This window comes from Bifidobacterium sp. B4111 (genome assembly GCF_026537235.1).
Classification (GTDB): Bacteria; Actinomycetota; Actinomycetes; order Actinomycetales; family Bifidobacteriaceae; genus Bombiscardovia.
In genome coordinates this window covers 45,710-61,717 of record NZ_JAFNMO010000003.1, presented here as the reverse complement: position 1 = coordinate 61,717, position 16,008 = coordinate 45,710, and the positions used below count along the sequence as shown (strand labels likewise).

Genomic DNA, 16,008 nt, shown 5'->3' with positions numbered 1-16,008 from the left:
GACGGGATCCTGCCGAAACTGGTCAGTAGGTGACGGCCTCAGATGGCGTCGACGCCGGTCTCCCCGGTACGGACCCTGACCACCGAGTCCAGGGTCTGCACCCAGACCTTGCCGTCGCCCACGGTGTTGGTGGCGGCAGCCTGGACGATGGTGTCGACCAGCTCGTCAACACGGCGATCCTCGGTCAGCACCTCCAGGCGCACCTTGGGAACCAGGTCCACCTTGACAGTACTGCCCCGGTAGACCTCCTTATGGCCGCCCTGCCGACCATAGCCCTGGGCTGACGAGACGGTCATGCCGTGCACGCCGACCTCGTTGAGGGCCTGCTTAATCTGATCCAGCCGCCCGGGCTGAACGATGGCGGTAATGAGTTTCATGCTGCCTTCCTTTCTGATCAGTTCAGAATGGACCCGAAGTCGTAGGCGCTCTCACCCTGATCGCTCTGATCGACGCCGATGACCTCCTGATCCTTGCTGACTCGCCAACCAATGGTCTTCTCCAGTGCAAAGGCGATCACACCGGTTACTACAGCTGCGTAGATGATCGCAATCAGCGCCACCAGGAACTGAACCAGCAGCTGCCGGAAATTGCCGCCGGCCAGGAAGCCCGTGCCAGTACCAAAGAAGCCTATCAGCAGCGTGCCCAATAAACCACCCACACCGTGGATGCCTACCACATCCAAGGAGTCGTCATAGGCGAAACGGAACTTGAGCCCGCAGGCCAGGCAGCAGACGAAACCAGCCAGGAGGCCGATGACCATGGCCCAGAGCGGGGAAACCACGTCGGCCGCTGGAGTGATGGCCACCAGGCCGGCAACCATGCCGGATGCAGCACCCATGGCGGTGTAATGCCCGGTACGGATCCGTTCAGTAAAGAGCCAGCCTAGGGTGGCAGCGCTGGCGGCCATGGTCGTGGAGACCCAGGCATATCCAGCCGTGCCATTGGCGGCGAAGGCAGACCCGGCATTGAAACCGAACCATCCAAACCAGAGCAGGAAGGCGCCCAGCATGACCATAGGCACGTTGTGGGGGCGTATGGACTCCTTGGGGAAGCCGATACGCCTGCCGATGATGAGCACAATGACCAGGGCTGCTATTGCCGCATTGATGTGGATGACCGTACCGCCTGCGAAATCATGTGCCTGAGCTCCAATGGCGTTGGAGATGGGTCCATCGGCAGCCAGCAGTCCGTGATTCCAGACCATATGGGCCATGGGCGCGTAATCCAAGGTGACCCAGAGGGCCACGAAAATCATCCAGGTGCTGATTCTGACTCGCTCTGCCAGGGCTCCCGAGATCAAGGCCACACAGATCATGGCGAAGGCGGCTTGGAAGGCGATGTCCACCGTGTGCGGGTAGGCAGCGTTTGCGGAATCAAGCGAGGTGAAGACCCCATCCTTGGCCGTGACCGTATCCTTGAGCAGGAAGCCGGTGACTGGGTCGCCGAAGATGCCACCAATATCCTTACCTGCAAAGGAAATCGACCAGCCCCAGAAGGCCCAAATAACGCCCGTCACGGCAATGGCCAGCGTGGACATCATCATCATGTTGAGCACAGCCTTGGCTCGGACCATACCCCCATAGAAGAAAGCCACCGCTGGAGTCATCAGGAAAACCATGGATGCCGCTACCAGCATCCAGGCAGCATTTCCAGAATCCATGCCTACACCTCTCTTTTCCCCATCCGGGCGGGCAGTCCCCAATAAAGAGGGCTTCCCTCCGGACAGCCTACGTCAGATTCTCTTCCACTTCCCGATTCATCAAACAGGAAGAGGATAACGGTCAGGTCACCGTCACATTACCTGCGAGTGACTATTGGATGACCACTTTATGACCAGCCGAACGGCCGGACTACTCGTCTCCCAGAATGCCGTCGACAAAGGACTCGGGATCGAAAACGGCCAGATCATCGGGTCCCTCGCCCAGCCCAACCAGCTTGACAGGCACACCCAGCTCGCTCTGGACAGAAACGACGATGCCGCCCTTGGCTGAGCCGTCCAGCTTGGTCAGGACGATGCCCGTGACCCCGATGGCCTGGGCGAAGACCTGGGCCTGGATCATCCCGTTCTGCCCGGTGGTGGCATCCAGGACCAGCAGAACCTCGTCCACGGGCAGGTTCTTCTCGATCACCCGCCGGATTTTACCCAGCTGATCCATCAGATTGGCCTTGTTCTGTAGACGGCCGGCTGTGTCCACAATGAGGACATCTGCCTGATCATTTTTGGCCCGTTCAGCCGCTTCGAAGGCCACCGAGGCCGGGTCGGCGCCGTCGCGGTCGCTGCGGACCACGGGCACACCCACCTTGCCGCCCCAGGTCTCCAACTGGTCAGCGGCGGCGGCACGGAAGGTGTCGGCGGCACCCATGACCACCGACTTGCCATCGGCCACGAAGAGTCTGGCCAGCTTGCCCGCCGTAGTGGTCTTGCCTGTGCCGTTGACACCTACCATGATGATGACCGACGGCCTGTTGGCCTGAGGTCGGGCAGCCACAAGAGTTCGGTCCATATTGGGATCGACCAGATCGATCAGGCGCTGACGAAGACCACTGCGCACTGCTGCGGGGTCCTTCTGCCCGGTAACCCGGGCATCGTCACGCAACTGTTTCACCAGCTGTTCGCTGGCCTCGGCGCCCACATCCGCCATGAGCAGGGTGTCTTCCACATCCTCCCAGTCGGACTCGCTCAGATGGTCCTTGGTCAGAATGGCAAAAAGGGCCTTGCCGAAGGGGTTGGGACTCTTGGCCAGCCTGGCCTTGAGCCTGGTCATACGGGATGCAGAGGCCTCCGGATGAGCCAGCTCCTCCTGCGCCGACGATGCCACTTGCTCAACCGAGGACGGCTGACTGGACTCCTTTGAATCTACTGAGCCGGAACCCGAAGAAGCGTCCGGATTGGGAGAAGCACTCGATGCATGCGAATCCGCTGGGGAAGCATCAGGCTCTTCCGCTCTGTCGGAGCGCGTGGAATCCTCCTGGGACCGGCGTTTACGGACCGCCACCAGAATGCCGACCACCGCCAGCACCAGGACGATCAGCACCGCGATAAGAATAAGGAGCTGCTGTGTTGTCATAGGTACCAGCCTAAAGGCGAAAAGGGACACGGACGGTCACCACCAACGATCACTTTCCGCTTGGATAGCTCGTTCCCGCCTGCGAACCGCTCTTGACTGCAGGCATGACGTCGGAGGTGGTGGACTGAGGCTCCCGTCGCTGCGAACGCGAAGGCTCAGGGCTGGGTGATCGCAGGGTGGAGCTCCTGGGAGCTGGAGGCCCAGAGGCCGTAGAAGCCGACTGCGCGGCATTCTTCTGTTGTCTCGGGCTGACCGACGATGCGGAATCGCTGCTCGGTGGCGGGGGCAGATTTATTTCGACCGTGGAATCGGAGGCCAGCATGCCTCGAACCTCCACCACGGAGGAGGAATTGACATAGACCGGATAGGGATGTTCGGAATCTTCAGCGGTTGATGCATCTTCGCCCGATCCAGGGGCGAAAGACAGATGCCCCCCTGCTACACGCGGCAGCTGATTCTCTCGCTCCTGCTGACGGCGGGCGGCCCTGTGCACACGCTCATTCAGAGACGAGGAGAAGGCACGGCCCTGGGACTCGCCAAGCGCCAGACGCATGACGAATACGATGAATGCCGCCACCACCAGCACCCATATCAGGACAATCAGCCAGACCATACACGCCATTCTCTCAGAAGAACGCCATAGACGCGCTAAGACACGAGGAATCTATCGGTCTCTTTCACACTGGTTCATGCTAACGCGTTCTTTGGCCTGTTCGTTCCGCAGGCAAATCAATCCAATACCGTTCTACTGGATGACCAGATCTGCAGGGAAGCACATTCTCCAGTTGCCCGCCATGCGAGAGGATGGTGCGGCGGCTGGCCAGATTCGACGGGGAACAAATAATCAGGACCCTGCTCATGCCCAGAGTGGCAGCTTGTCGAAGACATTCATCCAGCATCAGCCCGGCATAGCCTCGCCGGCGACAATCCGGACGGACTGAATAGCCGATGTTACCGCCCGTACGCAGAAGGGCCTGCGTATGCTGCAACCTCAGCTGAATCATCCCCACCAGTTTGCCGCTGGGGTCCATGGCGGCGAACTGCAGAGCTGGCACAAACCCCGGCGGCAGATCATCGCCACGCGCCTGACGAGCCACCTCGGGCAGACCCGACCGACGAACCTCATCCAGGCTGTGACAGTCCTCCAGAGGGCCGAGACCAGCCGCTTCATCCTGAGGCCGAGAACGGCAGGCCTGCAGATATTCCCAGGTCATTTCGGCATCCACTGCCCCCGGCTGGTCCAACCTCACCAGACGGATTCCCATGGTCCACCTCCTCTGTCGAGTGCTTGGCCACCTCTTTGTGCTTCAGCTTACAAGAGCAGCATTCAACGGAACTGGGGGTTTCCAAAGTGAACAAGCGCCACCGGGACATCGCGCGCATGGGTAAATAGTCGGAACTCAATACAGCAAGAATCATAACCTTCAATAAGGTTCTTCTAAACTTAAGTTCTGGTCTTCAGTCTTCGGCTTCAGCTTCATCAGGTCAACGAAATCGCCACTCCGGAATCTATCGTTCTTCTGCTTTTCTTCTCGCGATGCCCCGAATGGCTGGTCAGAACCGTCAGTCAGACATTCCGGCCTGAAACCATGTGATAACAATTTGCGTACGGTCTCGCAAGCCGGTCTTGTCGAGTATGCGGCTTACATAGCGCCGGACGGAGGTAGTTTCGAGAGTGAGACGCTGGGCTATTTCCTGATTGGAGAGCCCTCGAGCGATGAGCCCGGCTATCTCGTATTCCCTGGGGGTCAACTTATTCAGCTGCTGCTTGGCCTGCAGATCACTGACCTTATGCCGGGCATAGGCTCTGTCGCGGTTGATGAGCTCTGCTGTAATACGGGGGGTGAGCACTGCGTCTCCATCGGCCACTGCGTGAATGGCTCGGTGCAGGTCTCTGGTGGATACGTCCTTGAGCAGAAAGCCGTAGGCACCTGCGTGCAGACCGGTGAAGGCGTAATCGTCTTCGTCATAGGTGGTCAGGATCAGCGTACGAATCTCGGGGAACTCCTTGGCAATGACCGCAGTAGCACTGATGCCGTCCATTACCGGCATGCGAACGTCCATCAGGATCACCCGAGGCAACGGCTGAGCGGCTGCTTTCATCTCTCGAAGTATGGTCACTGCCTCCTGACCGTTGGAGGCTTGTCTGACGACCTGTAAATCGTGGTCAGACTCGATCATGCGTACCAACCCCTTGCGGAGGAACGCAAGGTCATCGACCAGCATCAGGTCCAATCATGGGCGTTGCCCTCTTTCTCGCTGGGGCCAGGTAGGACGGCTTCTACTGTCCATCCTCCATTCTTGCCCGGTCCGCAACTCAGACTCCCTCCCATCAGTCGGCATTGCTGGCCAATCTGCTTGAGGCCCACTCCTTGATGATCATGAATAGCCGGTTGCTGATCCCCCAAGGTTCGCCCATGCTTATCCCCATGCCCATCGTCGTGGATGCTGATGCGGAGGGTGCCGTTCTGCTCATAGTCGCGGGAAATGACGATGGTGCTCGGATCTGAGGCGTGTCGGAGCGTGTTGGTGATGGCCTCTCTGCTGATGATGAAGCAGAGGTTGTCCTGTCTGGGATCGTGCCGCTGACGCCCTGTTTCGGTAGACACGACAGCCAGACCAGCCGCGCGGGCATGGGCGATTACGGTGCCGAGTTCGTCGAGCGTGTGCAGCCTGGAACCAAACCTGTGCCCGTCATCATCGGACTCTTGAGGGAGCGCCTCATGCTCGTGGACAAGGGTGCGAACAGCTTGTCGGGTGTCGGCCAATCCGTTCCTGGCAACCTGATTGATGTCCTTAAGCACCTCTTGCAGCTCTTCGACCTTAACCGAATCAGCAAATCCCTGGGACAGGGCAATGATCGTGGTGAGGTCATGGCCCACACTGTCGTGCAACTCCCCTGCCACCTGGGCACGTGATATAGCCTGATCCCTTTGCCTGGCAAGCATCTCAGAGCGGATGCGCTCCTGCTCCTCACGCTGCTGCGTCTCGCGTCGAATCCGATAGGACCTGACGGCTACGGCAGCGGCCGCGACCGCCATGACGACAGCCATCCTGGCCGACCATTCCAGAAAAAGCATGTGCCCGGCATGCATGCTGACGGTGACCAGACTGACGGCCGCAACTGCCTCACCCACACCTGCCGCAATCCTGGGTGCTGACGATAAACAGACGCAGAAATAGAGAGCCCCTACCAGGGGTATCAGGAAGCTATCGTCCGAGGTGGCAAATGACAGGCCGAGGTACAGCAGGGTCTCCAAGGTCGTGATGAGCAGAGGAAGCTGTCTGCTCCAATACAACAGGCAGGAACACAGGAGTCCGATCAGGCCGATGGCCGTCTTCCAAACGGGCAAAGGAATGTTCTCGGCCCAGACTGGAGGAAACATGGGGGCACTGACATAGAGAAGCGTATAAACCAGGCTCAGCAGAGGCGCGACAAATCTGGTCAAGCGTTGATTGCTCAATAGCTCGAATAGGTTGGTTGCCATACCCTTTATCGCGCCCCCTCACGCTGTCATGCTGAGGATCCCCAGGTTCATTCGCCAGTGTACTGTGCTATCACACCGGCAGGGGAACGACCTGCTGATTTGCGCACCGTGACCCACGAAGCCAGTGATGCCGCCGAAGTCAGAAGCAGATAGACCAGCGCCCAGTGAGCCCATGGTATGCCAATGCTGGCTGCGCCAAAGACCTTGTGAAATCCGGCAGCATAGGCCATGACGGGCAGAAGACTGGAGGTGAAGGATATGGATACGGCGGTAGTCGCCATGATGAACCCTTCGAGAGCGGACATGATTTCAAGTTGGTTCGGGTCCGCGCCAGCAATCGAGATGAGGGACAGATCCAGGCTTCGACCGTGGGCTGAGATCAGGTATCCGGCGCATACTCCAGCCAGCGTAGCGACAAGCGCGGGGCCCAAGAGCGTAATGAGCATGAAGAAATCAGAGCTGCTGACATCCAGGTTGGGAGGCAGCAGGCGACTGGAATCGGCGCTGGTCTGGTAGAAGGAATCGGTCATCATCAGCAATGAAACCCCCACAATCAGCGGTATGACCGTGGAGCTGAGGCTACGCATGCGAGCATTGGCTTGTCGGCAAGCGACCAGCCATGAGGGCTGGCGAAGAGCGACGAGCTTGGTCCAGCCGTTTGTGACCGTGCCCAGTAGGGAGGGACCTGCCAAACAGATTACGGCCAGCAGGAGCATGAAGCCGAAAGTGCTGCCCATGGCGATAGGCAGGATGGGTGCCGCGGTGTGCAAACGGACCAGTTGCTCATTAGGAATGGTCCGCGCTTGCATAACCGGCATCAGCATGACTACCAATGCTGCCAGCAGACACAAGACAGCGGCGACACGACGAGCCAAGCCCGCTGTTTTTGGAGGAATGATTGCAGCACACAGAGATTCCACGGGACTGATCCTGCTGATGGTCCGGATGGTCAGCAGCGCGCCAATCAAGGCCACCAATATTCCGCATGAGGTTCCTGCTGTCCAGGAAGCCAGCTGGTGGCTGGCGATGAAAGGCTGCCTACCGATCATGAACTGTGAGGTCTCCCAGGCATAGAGGGGACGGGCCAACAGAAAAGAGACCGCCAGCGAGACCACACTGGCCGCGAGCGCCAAGGTGAACACTCGCAGACAGGTCAACGAGGTCAGTTGCCAGGGCGTGGCGCCTTGCAAGGCTAACAGGGCAAGGTTGCGCCTGCGCTGGTTGATCACCGACGAAACGATTTGTAGAACGATCAATACTGCGGCAACGAGAAGAGCCATGAAAGGAATCATCAAGTTTTGGTAGGCAGTGTGGCTTTGCTCGGCCATGCCGGGGAGATCGCCCAGGGCCTTGGCCGAAGAGAGCATCATGGCAAGCAGGCCGACCATGGTTTGTGATGCGATCAACACGAGGATGACGCCAGACCAAGCCAAGGGGGCATCCTTGAAATCTCGCAGAAGAAGTCGCATCAGACGCCCGCTTTCGGCATGGGAACCTTGTCGGCTGTGGCTATGCGACCGTCGCACAGATGCACCAGAGTATTGCAACGGGAGGCAACTTCCGGACTGTGAGTGACCATAATCACTGCGTGGCCCGGTCGCTCTGCGAAGGCAGCGAGTTCATCGACGACCACATCGCCAGTCTCCTGGTCAAGGGCGCCGGTAGGCTCATCGGCAAAGATGATATCGGGTTCCGAAATCAGCGCGCGGGCCAGGGCAACCCGCTGCTGCTCGCCGCCTGACAGGAGGGTCACATTGGTCTTGAGTAGCCCCCTGATGCCCAGTCTGTCCAACAGCTTGGCCGCCTGATCCTCCGGCCAGCGGGTCTTGCGCAGAACGAAGGGCAGCTTGAGGTTGTCCTCCACACTCATCGAAGGCACGAGATTATAGGACTGGAAAACGAAGCCCAGGTGCGCACGGCGGAACCGCGCTGACGCTGCAGGCCCCATAGCAGAGATGCGCCGACCCAGGACTTCCACCTGGCCCGAGCTGACTGGTTCGAGACCTGCCAGACAGTAGAGCAGGGTTGATTTGCCGCTACCCGATGGTCCTACAATCCCGGTCATGGCTCTCCAGGAAGCAGTGAACTCCACATTGTTTAAGAAAGTTATGGTTTCCCCTTTCCTGGGCGAAACCTGCTTGCACAGGCCGGATGCGTGGATGGGGAAGGGCTCGCCCTGGCCGGAAGGATCGACGGTACTGCTTCATAGCAGTATCCCCGCGCCTGCAAACGGGTGAATGTCCGTATGAGCCTGTGCCGCTCTGTACACGCGGCGGTGTGTATTGAGCCGGATGTTTCATCGGAGCTCCCTCCCTCAGCGCAGTTGCGAGGGCAAGAGATCGCCTCGCAGAGATGATTCTTTCAATCCGAGTACGGGGAATCAACGTCGGCCTCCACTTCGCCATCTGCAGATGGCAAAACATGGTCCGACTCACTGCGCAACGGGTAGGAAGCCACTCTACGCTTTGGCAGAAGCTTTTGGCAGACAGGTTGGTTTACTGTCCGGCACGGCTCCCATCGGCGGGTTCAGAGTTTGCCCCACCCCTCCCCCACGCATCCCAACAGCCTTCTTAAGTGGGCGGAAAGGTAGCGTTTCAAGTTGATATTCTTCGTTGATCTGTACGGGTTCTCGTTCTTGCTTCGCCCGAGAACCGGCTTGCCGCGAACTGGAAAAATCGAGAACAAACATGTAGTGTTGAGCTGTTGCCCCTCTGGCTCAATGGTTAGAGCAGCGTCCTTTTAAGTCGTGGGTTGTGGGTTCGAGTCCCACGGGGGGCACTTTGGTTGTCTATTATTTAATACCGGCTACTGTGCTTCGTAAACAATTCCTCCCGCGAAAACTCAGGTATCTGCCGCAATACCCAAGTACTACAACCCTGATACAGCATCCATCCAGACCATCAACCTGTGCAGGGGTGGGCCAGGCACCTGGTATATAGCCTTGATCCGTTTGCTGAGGCTCAGCATCTACCGAGCCTGCCCGGCACCTGATCATGGGAACCGAGTCGCAGTATATAGGCGGCACCGCCCTCCGCATGCCATGCCAATAGCAGATCTTCTGCATTGCCTACATGGCACTCATATACAGCTGCATAACCTTGCAGCATATGCATCCGTTGACGCGCCTTCAAAATACCGACCGATGCTTCGAAATTCTCTGCTATCAGGTCAAGCACCCCCTGGACCGGCTTTAACGGACGTGCCTGCGGGCCATGCGCTTCGAATATCTCGCGAAAGCACCGGTGGGAACCAGCACAAGCCTCATCGGTCCGCGCCAGCAGTTGCCAGCACGCCATCAGTGAGGAATTCTGGCCGTATCTTTCCTGCTCCGATCAGGCTCTCATACTCGCCTCCACCGCCAGGTCCTTGGCGATCCTGGACGTATAGGTTCCATTCTTCCAATCAGCGAGATTGCCGACCACGTAGACACGTCGCTTGGCTCGCGACACAGCGACGTTGAGCAGATTGGGCGACCCGTTAACCCATGAACGGGAACCTTCTCCACGCCTGCCGGCTCTGCTGCCAAGAACAATGAAAACCACATCGGCCTCCCGCCCCTGGGAGGTGTGCACGGTTCCGGCCTGGCTCGATGCCAGCCGGTTCGCTTCGCTGCTGTTGCAACCGGTGCATTGCTGCAAGGCATCCGCAAAGATGTCACGCACCCGGTTAGCCACAGCCCTGAACGGAGCGATGACCAGAATATTGGTGGGGTCGATCCCGCCCTGGAAGAGTCCGCACAGCCGCCTGTAAAGTTCGTATCCTTCCTGCGGCCTCCATTGCGTTCTCCCGGTTTCGCCGGAGTTCGGCGGCACGTCGTACCAACAGGAGTCCGGCAACTCATTTCTCGTATGAGGCCCGGACGGATAGGCACAGGGCTGATGCTCCGGCCCTACGCGAACCATCCTGCCGGAGTAGGCCATGTCGTTGCATATGGAAAACATGGGCTCATCGCAGCGCCGATGCACCACCAGAGGCATCCCCAGCCAGTGGTCATCAGTTTCGTCCAACAGACCGCAAGGAGTCTGGTAATCGACCAAGGCCTGCATGTTTTCGGACTCCAGTCCCAGGCGCTGGAGGTGATGGGTGCTCGCCAGGAGTTCACGCATCGGCTTGGGCATGGTATCCACGGGCTGGAGCTGCATAGGGTCCCCGACCGCAACCGCATGCCTCACACGTTGCAACAGACCAGCAGCGGCCTGGGGCAGGGCTTGTCCGGCCTCATCCACAATCGCCCAGCCAAGCGCCTCCTTGCCTATCCCCAAAAACATTCTGGATATTGATGCAAAGGACGAGGAGACGACCGGAATCACCAGGAAGAAGGTCTGCCAAGCCACCAGTCTCTCGTCATCCGTAAAACCATTCGACTGCATCACGGCGCAAGCCAGGGACAGATTGCACATGAACTGGTGGGAAGCGCCCATAACGGCCTGCTGGTGAAGAGCCAGCGCCTTGATGTAGACCTCTGTCCGCGCCTTGCTCCACTCCTGATCCATCCACGCAACGTGATCATCGCCAATGTCGGGCCTGGGCCACTGAGTCTGTTCGGCCTCGGCAATCTGCTGCTCAATGGCAGCAAGTTGCCTGGTCAAAGTCGCAATCTGCGTTTGGCATTTTCCTAACTCCTGATCACCGACTTCCAACCCTCCATAGAAGGACTGCAACCGCTGATGGACCGTGCTGGCCTGCTCGTCACAATGCTGCTTTGCACGACGTGCCTGCTCCAGATCAGTACGTACCTTAAGCTCATCCTGCTGCCTTTCGTAGCTGTGGAAAAACGACCTTAGAGGATGCGCCTTCCAGTAAGACAAGTGAACCTGACAAATGCTATCAGCCTGCTCCCAAACCGCTCGGGCATTATTGGCAGCCTGGCCAGCATCTGACATCTGCCGTTCCATTGATTGAACCTGTCTGACATATCTTGAGCGGCTTGCCTGCATGCCATGAAGTTGTTCAGTAAGGTTTTTCAGCTCGGCTGACAGATCGGATCGCTGATTGCATAGGCCTGAATAAGAACGCACAAGATTGTACTGTGCAATTTTCCTGGCGCGGATGCTCTCTTCTTTCTTCAGAGCAGCATTAAAGTCATTCCTAGCGTTTATCCAATTGTTTCCGCCGCCTCTTTCACTTGGCGCGTATTTCAATGACTTATAGATAAATTTGTTTTTGAAGGGCCAGAGGAATCGGTTTTTATTGCTCATGTTCCCCAAGACCGCCGACATAAGGGCCCAAGCGGAGGAGGTATTCGATGGTCTGCTCTGCTTATCCTGATTCTTATGATCGGCAATTTGTCCGGCAAAGTCTCGAAAAGCGAATCCACAGGGAACCTGCTTGAATTCACTGCCAATATAGGATTCCCACTCGGCGTCTATAGCATCGGCGCTGGGCAGGTCCTGGCTGACGTTTTCAACAGCCTTGTTGTTACTGGAAGCAACGACAATCTCAAAGCCGGTCACCGACGGATCAAGCGTCCAGTAGACATAGTCCTTGTCCTCGTCCGAGGTTGCTTTGGCCAGCCTCCGGGATGTGAAAATATCCTGAGGACGGGAGAATCCTGCCAACCGCCGAGCCCTGGCCACAATAATCTCGGCCACCACATCCTTGAGCAGGGTGGTCTTGCCAGTTCCAGGAGGGCCATTGACACCTAGAAGCGATGAACTGCCGTAGCCTTCCAAGGTCGCCCGTATTTGATTGATTGCCAGCTGCTGACCTGTTGACTGAAATTGATTGGAAGCACTCGGCCATCGCCCGAACGGCATGCTGGCAGGTTCCGTCAAGTCGCCGACCAGATGCCCTTCGGAGTCCTTCTGCAGATTGAACCGTTGAGGATGACCAATCGATAGATATTGTCTGATCGGCTCAGAAAATATGTCAGGCCCATTTTGATAAAGATCCTCAAGATCTTCCAGGAAGAACGAATCCATCATTTCGCCATTCAATGATTCTGAACCGGCTTCCAGATGGCAATTGACATAATCCCTGATCAGAGGCGAGCCGTCAGCACGGGCGAAAAGAGGAGAACTACTCACCGCGCGGTCATCCAGCCCCATCCGTTCCGCTACGTGTTCAATAAGGCTTTCGATCTCGTATCTGCCGACCGGACCTGTCTCGTCTTCAGAGCCTTCCCCAGCTAGATGATTGAATTCCGATTTGAGTTTGCTTTCCGTCTCGTCGAATACTTCGATATGCGGCCACCCAGCCGGACAATCGGGCCAGCCCTCATGGTTGAACAGGCAGGAGACCGCCTTGGCATATTGAGAAAGCATCAACGTTCTTGGGACCAGACAGCCATCATCCCCTACGCAAAACTCCATAAGGGAAGCCACGGCAGAAGAACCGCCAATACGCTTGCTCTGCCGATGGGCGAGCTCCTGCAACACCTCGTCCTGAGCAGTCTCCTCGGCTGGCGAGAGTTCCCGAACAAGCTTGGCGGCCTTCATCAGCGCATTCGTGACTACACGCTGGGAAAGCCCGGCTGCTATTCGAAAACGTTCATGTTTAAGCCACCGACTCTGCCCTTCTAATTCTTGCTGCTCCGAGTTCTCGCCAGGTTTCACTGCCTGGTGCACGGGGCGACGCGCAAATCGACGGTCATAGTCCTTGCAGTAAACAGCACAGGCTGAGCCAGGCCGATTGGCCTTTGCTGACAGCTTTTCCACCACCTGCAGCAGACGCGAAACCATGGAATCCGTCAGCTCGGTGCCCGCCGGCAGAGGGTCGGGCCGCTTGGCCACCTCTAGCCATAACTGGTTCGTCTCCCCAAGCAGACCGGTTATAGTCTGTTCGTCGAGCCCTGATTTGACCGCCTGCGCCTGCAGCCAGTTCTCGGTATCCTCTGTGAATGAGAAGGGTTTGATCAGCTGAGCGTTCATGTCTGTCTGCAGCCGGTATATTTTTCTGCTCTGCAGATCGTTATAGAGGTTTGTATACGAACGACGCTCATTGACAACCGGCCCAATGAGAAGATCAGCATGAATCTGATCCCAAGGAAGTCGCTCCTGTTCCGAAACGCTTACTTTGTGGCCGTCGTTGTCGGAGGAAGATAAAGCAATAAGCTGGTCATCCCTCCAATTTTGTGGCGAGAACAGTTCAACCGCGCACCAATATGACAAAACATTTATTGCATGCTGTTGCTCATCGTTCCCCATACTTGCCAGTATGCGGATAATCGGGGACAGGTGCAGGTACAGGCTCGAGCAACAGATGAGGCCATGGAGAGAACAAACCCCGATGCGACAATGTCAATTCCAATTATCGCATCGGGAAGAAGCGATTATGCCCGTAGTTGTTTGACTGTCCACATGGCTAGTTTGCGCAGCTCCAGGGCGACTAGGACCAGAGAGGCCAGCGCGTTGAACAGCTGGGCGGCCAGCAGAGGCACGGTCACGCCCGCCTGCCAATGCAGGTCTCCGTCCTTGGAGATAGTCCCGGCCATCAGGGTCTCTTCCACTGCCTCAGCCAGAGATGAGCCAATAGCATCCGCCAGCTGTCGATCATCCGACCCGCTGGCCTCGACCGGCTGCATGACTCCCTCGGAGCGTACCCGGTGCCAGTGAGCCGGACCTGCCCCGAGGGGACAACCACCCGCTCAACGGTCATCTCATTGCGGGTCAGCGTCCCCGTCTTATCAAAACAGATCACCGATGCCTACCCCAGAGTCTCAACCGAGCCGAGCTTCTTGACGATGGCATGATGCCTGGCCATGCGCTGCACACCCAAGGCAAAGGCAACCTGAACCACATCCGCCATGGATGGGTCCATGAGGACGAAGTCATTCACTCCGTGCTTCCGCCCGAGCCCCGCCCCGCATCCGGGAACATGCCATCATTGATTGATTGCTCATGCTTGGAATCACTGGCCAACCCAGTCATGCCACTCTCCTGCTCATGCCACGGAGTAGTCAACGCTTCGGAGGCCTGCTGGAAGAAATCAGAAGCGGCGCAACCAAAACGCTGTGTGGATGTTTACCAAGTCGAAACCACAATATACATAAACACAGCCGAAATCATCAAAGCCTTCACCCCCATGGCAATCTGCCGCTTCACACTGCCTGAGCCTAGCCAGCCCCAGCAGTGATCATCGTTCGATCACCACACAGCCGACCTGCGGACACTGTGAATCAGCCCGCTTGGAATCGGAGTCTCGGATCGGCAGCTTCCGCTTAATTCACTCAGCAACTATCAGGCATCTCTGGGACGCTTGCTTCTATGTAGGATTACACATGGCTGCGGTTTTTATATTCACGCCCGAGAGATGAAAGACATCAACATACGGAAGGTGCGGATCAGATTGGCCGGTTGTGGGCGATTCGCCACCATTGGGGTCTTCCCGGTACGGCTTCTGCCCCGGATGCAATAGAAGATGGCATTATCGGCAGGCAAGCATAGGCCAGAAACATAATATCCTGCTCCCATGGCGTGCGTGGTCTGTCAGTGGTGGGGGGGGGGGTCAACCCTGACGTTCATTTCGCATATCCGCTCTGCCGCAGAAGGACTCTTCTCGTTGATGATTCGTTTCCTGCCGATAGATGTTCAGGGCATTCTGTATGCGTTCGCTCAAGCGTCTGCCACCATCGGCCTCCTTCAGCAGGTGCTCATGCGTCGGCTTCAGGTCATAGCCGCATTTGGAGAAGATGTTCATGCACTGCTCCGTCGGATCCTTGCCGAAGTGCGCGCAGACCATGGCGAATTCCGCTATGGTCAGCGGAACACCGGTCATATGCATGACGCTGTACATTTTTGCGGCAGAAAAGCCTAAAAGCTCCGCCAGGTCAGTGATCGAGGTGACGGAACCCGTTTCATGAAGCCAGCTCTTGATCAGAACAACCGACTCCTTATCGGCTTGATGCCATCTGCTAGATTTCATCAAAAGCCAGTTTACGATACAGTCAAGCCCTTTTCGGACAGTGACGATCACGTTTCGGGCCCTTCTTCGATAAGCTGGGAAAAATGTCGATAAGCTGGGAAAAATGTCTGGTTCCTTCTGGAGTATCAGAGTTCAAGCATAATAAATTAAAGGATTTGTAAAAAATTAGAATTCTGATGTATTCTCTCTTAGAGATGTCTTAGCAGTTGCGGCCGAAGCCTGTATTGCAACCGGCAATGACGCGAACATCCACAGAGCTCGTCGATGCTGAATGAGCCGACAGAGTCCAGGTCGGCGTGAAGGAGGAGGCACAGAGCAGATGAAATGCCGCCAACGGCGGTCTAGACGTCCTGCTGGGGCGAAGCGCGTCCTTACGCACAGCAAGGACGCTTCATACCACCCAAGGGTACAGAGCGGATCCTCATACCAGGTAAGGATGTTTGGAAAAGAAAACCCCCGGCGTAACCGGGGCGCGCATATTCAGGACCTATAGAGACCGGCGACTATCAGCCAAGTTCCATCACCGGAAAAGCCGGTTCATTGAAACAAGAATATTCGAACATGTATGGGATTCACTGTAGCACGGATCT

The 16,008-nt window shown here is 57.2% G+C and carries 13 protein-coding genes, 1 tRNA gene and 1 pseudogene; 1 reads left to right on the top strand and 14 read right to left on the bottom strand.

All coding sequences use genetic code 11. The features are described 5' to 3' along the window. Nucleotides 1-38 precede the first annotated feature (38 nt). The 9 genes from J3T93_RS06445 to J3T93_RS06405 form a co-directional block, all read right to left on the bottom strand. The gene (locus J3T93_RS06445; protein ID WP_024626993.1) at nt 39-377 is read right to left on the bottom strand and encodes a P-II family nitrogen regulator; all 339 of its coding nucleotides are present in this window, start codon (nt 375-377) and stop codon (nt 39-41) included. A 17-nt stretch (nt 378-394) separates the two neighbouring features. After that, nucleotides 395-1,660, bottom strand: coding sequence for an ammonium transporter (locus tag J3T93_RS06440; protein WP_267431016.1), 1,266 nt, complete (start codon nt 1,658-1,660; stop codon nt 395-397). Nucleotides 1,661-1,850: 190 nt separating this feature from the next. Next, nucleotides 1,851-3,068, bottom strand: coding sequence for a signal recognition particle-docking protein FtsY (gene ftsY / locus J3T93_RS06435; protein WP_267431015.1), 1,218 nt, complete (start codon nt 3,066-3,068; stop codon nt 1,851-1,853). A 49-nt stretch (nt 3,069-3,117) separates the two neighbouring features. After that, nucleotides 3,118-3,681, bottom strand: coding sequence for a hypothetical protein (locus J3T93_RS06430; protein ID WP_267431014.1), 564 nt, complete (start codon nt 3,679-3,681; stop codon nt 3,118-3,120). A gap of 79 nt (nt 3,682-3,760) precedes the next feature. After that, nucleotides 3,761-4,333: a GNAT family N-acetyltransferase gene (locus tag J3T93_RS06425; protein WP_267431013.1), complete on the bottom strand. Its 573-nt coding sequence runs from the start codon at nt 4,331-4,333 to the stop codon at nt 3,761-3,763. 298 nt (nt 4,334-4,631) lie between these two features. Next, on the bottom strand, nt 4,632-5,294 hold the full coding sequence (locus J3T93_RS06420; RefSeq protein ID WP_267431012.1) for a response regulator: 663 nt from the start codon (nt 5,292-5,294) through the stop codon (nt 4,632-4,634). Continuing rightward, nucleotides 5,294-6,517, bottom strand: a complete 1,224-nt coding sequence (locus tag J3T93_RS06415; protein ID WP_267431011.1) for a sensor histidine kinase — start codon at nt 6,515-6,517, stop codon at nt 5,294-5,296. The genes J3T93_RS06420 and J3T93_RS06415 overlap by 1 nt, the downstream gene beginning before the upstream one ends. A gap of 86 nt (nt 6,518-6,603) precedes the next feature. Next, the gene (locus J3T93_RS06410; protein ID WP_267431010.1) at nt 6,604-8,025 is read right to left on the bottom strand and encodes an ABC transporter permease; all 1,422 of its coding nucleotides are present in this window, start codon (nt 8,023-8,025) and stop codon (nt 6,604-6,606) included. Then, entirely contained in the window at nt 8,025-8,702 is a 678-nt protein-coding gene (locus tag J3T93_RS06405; protein WP_267431113.1) for an ABC transporter ATP-binding protein, read from the bottom strand. Before J3T93_RS06405 ends, J3T93_RS06410 begins: the two co-directional genes overlap by 1 nt. A gap of 559 nt (nt 8,703-9,261) precedes the next feature. Here J3T93_RS06405 and J3T93_RS06400 point away from each other — a divergent pair. Then, nucleotides 9,262-9,334 (top strand) — tRNA-Lys (locus J3T93_RS06400). Between the two features lie 182 nt (nt 9,335-9,516). Here the strand turns inward: J3T93_RS06400 and J3T93_RS06395 are convergent. From J3T93_RS06395 to J3T93_RS06375, 5 genes and pseudogenes are all read right to left on the bottom strand, one after another. Next, entirely contained in the window at nt 9,517-9,852 is a 336-nt protein-coding gene (locus tag J3T93_RS06395; protein ID WP_267431009.1) for a type II toxin-antitoxin system YafQ family toxin, read from the bottom strand. 36 nt (nt 9,853-9,888) lie between these two features. Continuing rightward, the gene (locus J3T93_RS06390; protein WP_267431007.1) at nt 9,889-13,701 is read right to left on the bottom strand and encodes an AAA domain-containing protein; all 3,813 of its coding nucleotides are present in this window, start codon (nt 13,699-13,701) and stop codon (nt 9,889-9,891) included. A gap of 125 nt (nt 13,702-13,826) precedes the next feature. After that, nucleotides 13,827-14,078, bottom strand: coding sequence for a hypothetical protein (locus J3T93_RS10045; RefSeq protein ID WP_267431120.1), 252 nt, complete (start codon nt 14,076-14,078; stop codon nt 13,827-13,829). Continuing rightward, nucleotides 14,075-14,284 (bottom strand): annotated as a pseudogene (locus tag J3T93_RS09970) (hypothetical protein); the annotation flags it as partial. The pseudogene J3T93_RS09970 and the gene J3T93_RS10045, both read right to left, overlap by 4 nt. A 717-nt stretch (nt 14,285-15,001) precedes the next feature. Next, entirely contained in the window at nt 15,002-15,469 is a 468-nt protein-coding gene (locus J3T93_RS06375; RefSeq protein WP_267399196.1) for a hypothetical protein, read from the bottom strand. Nucleotides 15,470-16,008 lie beyond the last annotated feature (539 nt).

What these genes read in the sequence shown, in the direction of transcription:
- J3T93_RS06445 (WP_024626993.1), bottom strand. Translation starts at nt 377, where the DNA reads ATGAAACTCATTACCGCCATCGTTCAGCCCGGGCGGCTGGATCAGATT.
- J3T93_RS06440 (WP_267431016.1), bottom strand. Translation starts at nt 1,660, where the DNA reads ATGGATTCTGGAAATGCTGCCTGGATGCTGGTAGCGGCATCCATGGTT.
- ftsY (WP_267431015.1), bottom strand. Translation starts at nt 3,068, where the DNA reads ATGACAACACAGCAGCTCCTTATTCTTATCGCGGTGCTGATCGTCCTG.
- J3T93_RS06430 (WP_267431014.1), bottom strand. Translation starts at nt 3,681, where the DNA reads ATGGTCTGGCTGATTGTCCTGATATGGGTGCTGGTGGTGGCGGCATTC.
- J3T93_RS06425 (WP_267431013.1), bottom strand. Translation starts at nt 4,333, where the DNA reads ATGGGAATCCGTCTGGTGAGGTTGGACCAGCCGGGGGCAGTGGATGCC.
- J3T93_RS06420 (WP_267431012.1), bottom strand. Translation starts at nt 5,294, where the DNA reads ATGCTGGTCGATGACCTTGCGTTCCTCCGCAAGGGGTTGGTACGCATG.
- J3T93_RS06410 (WP_267431010.1), bottom strand. Translation starts at nt 8,025, where the DNA reads ATGCGACTTCTTCTGCGAGATTTCAAGGATGCCCCCTTGGCTTGGTCT.
- J3T93_RS06395 (WP_267431009.1), bottom strand. Translation starts at nt 9,852, where the DNA reads ATGGCGTGCTGGCAACTGCTGGCGCGGACCGATGAGGCTTGTGCTGGT.
- J3T93_RS06390 (WP_267431007.1), bottom strand. Translation starts at nt 13,701, where the DNA reads ATGGGGAACGATGAGCAACAGCATGCAATAAATGTTTTGTCATATTGG.
- J3T93_RS10045 (WP_267431120.1), bottom strand. Translation starts at nt 14,078, where the DNA reads ATGCAGCCGGTCGAGGCCAGCGGGTCGGATGATCGACAGCTGGCGGAT.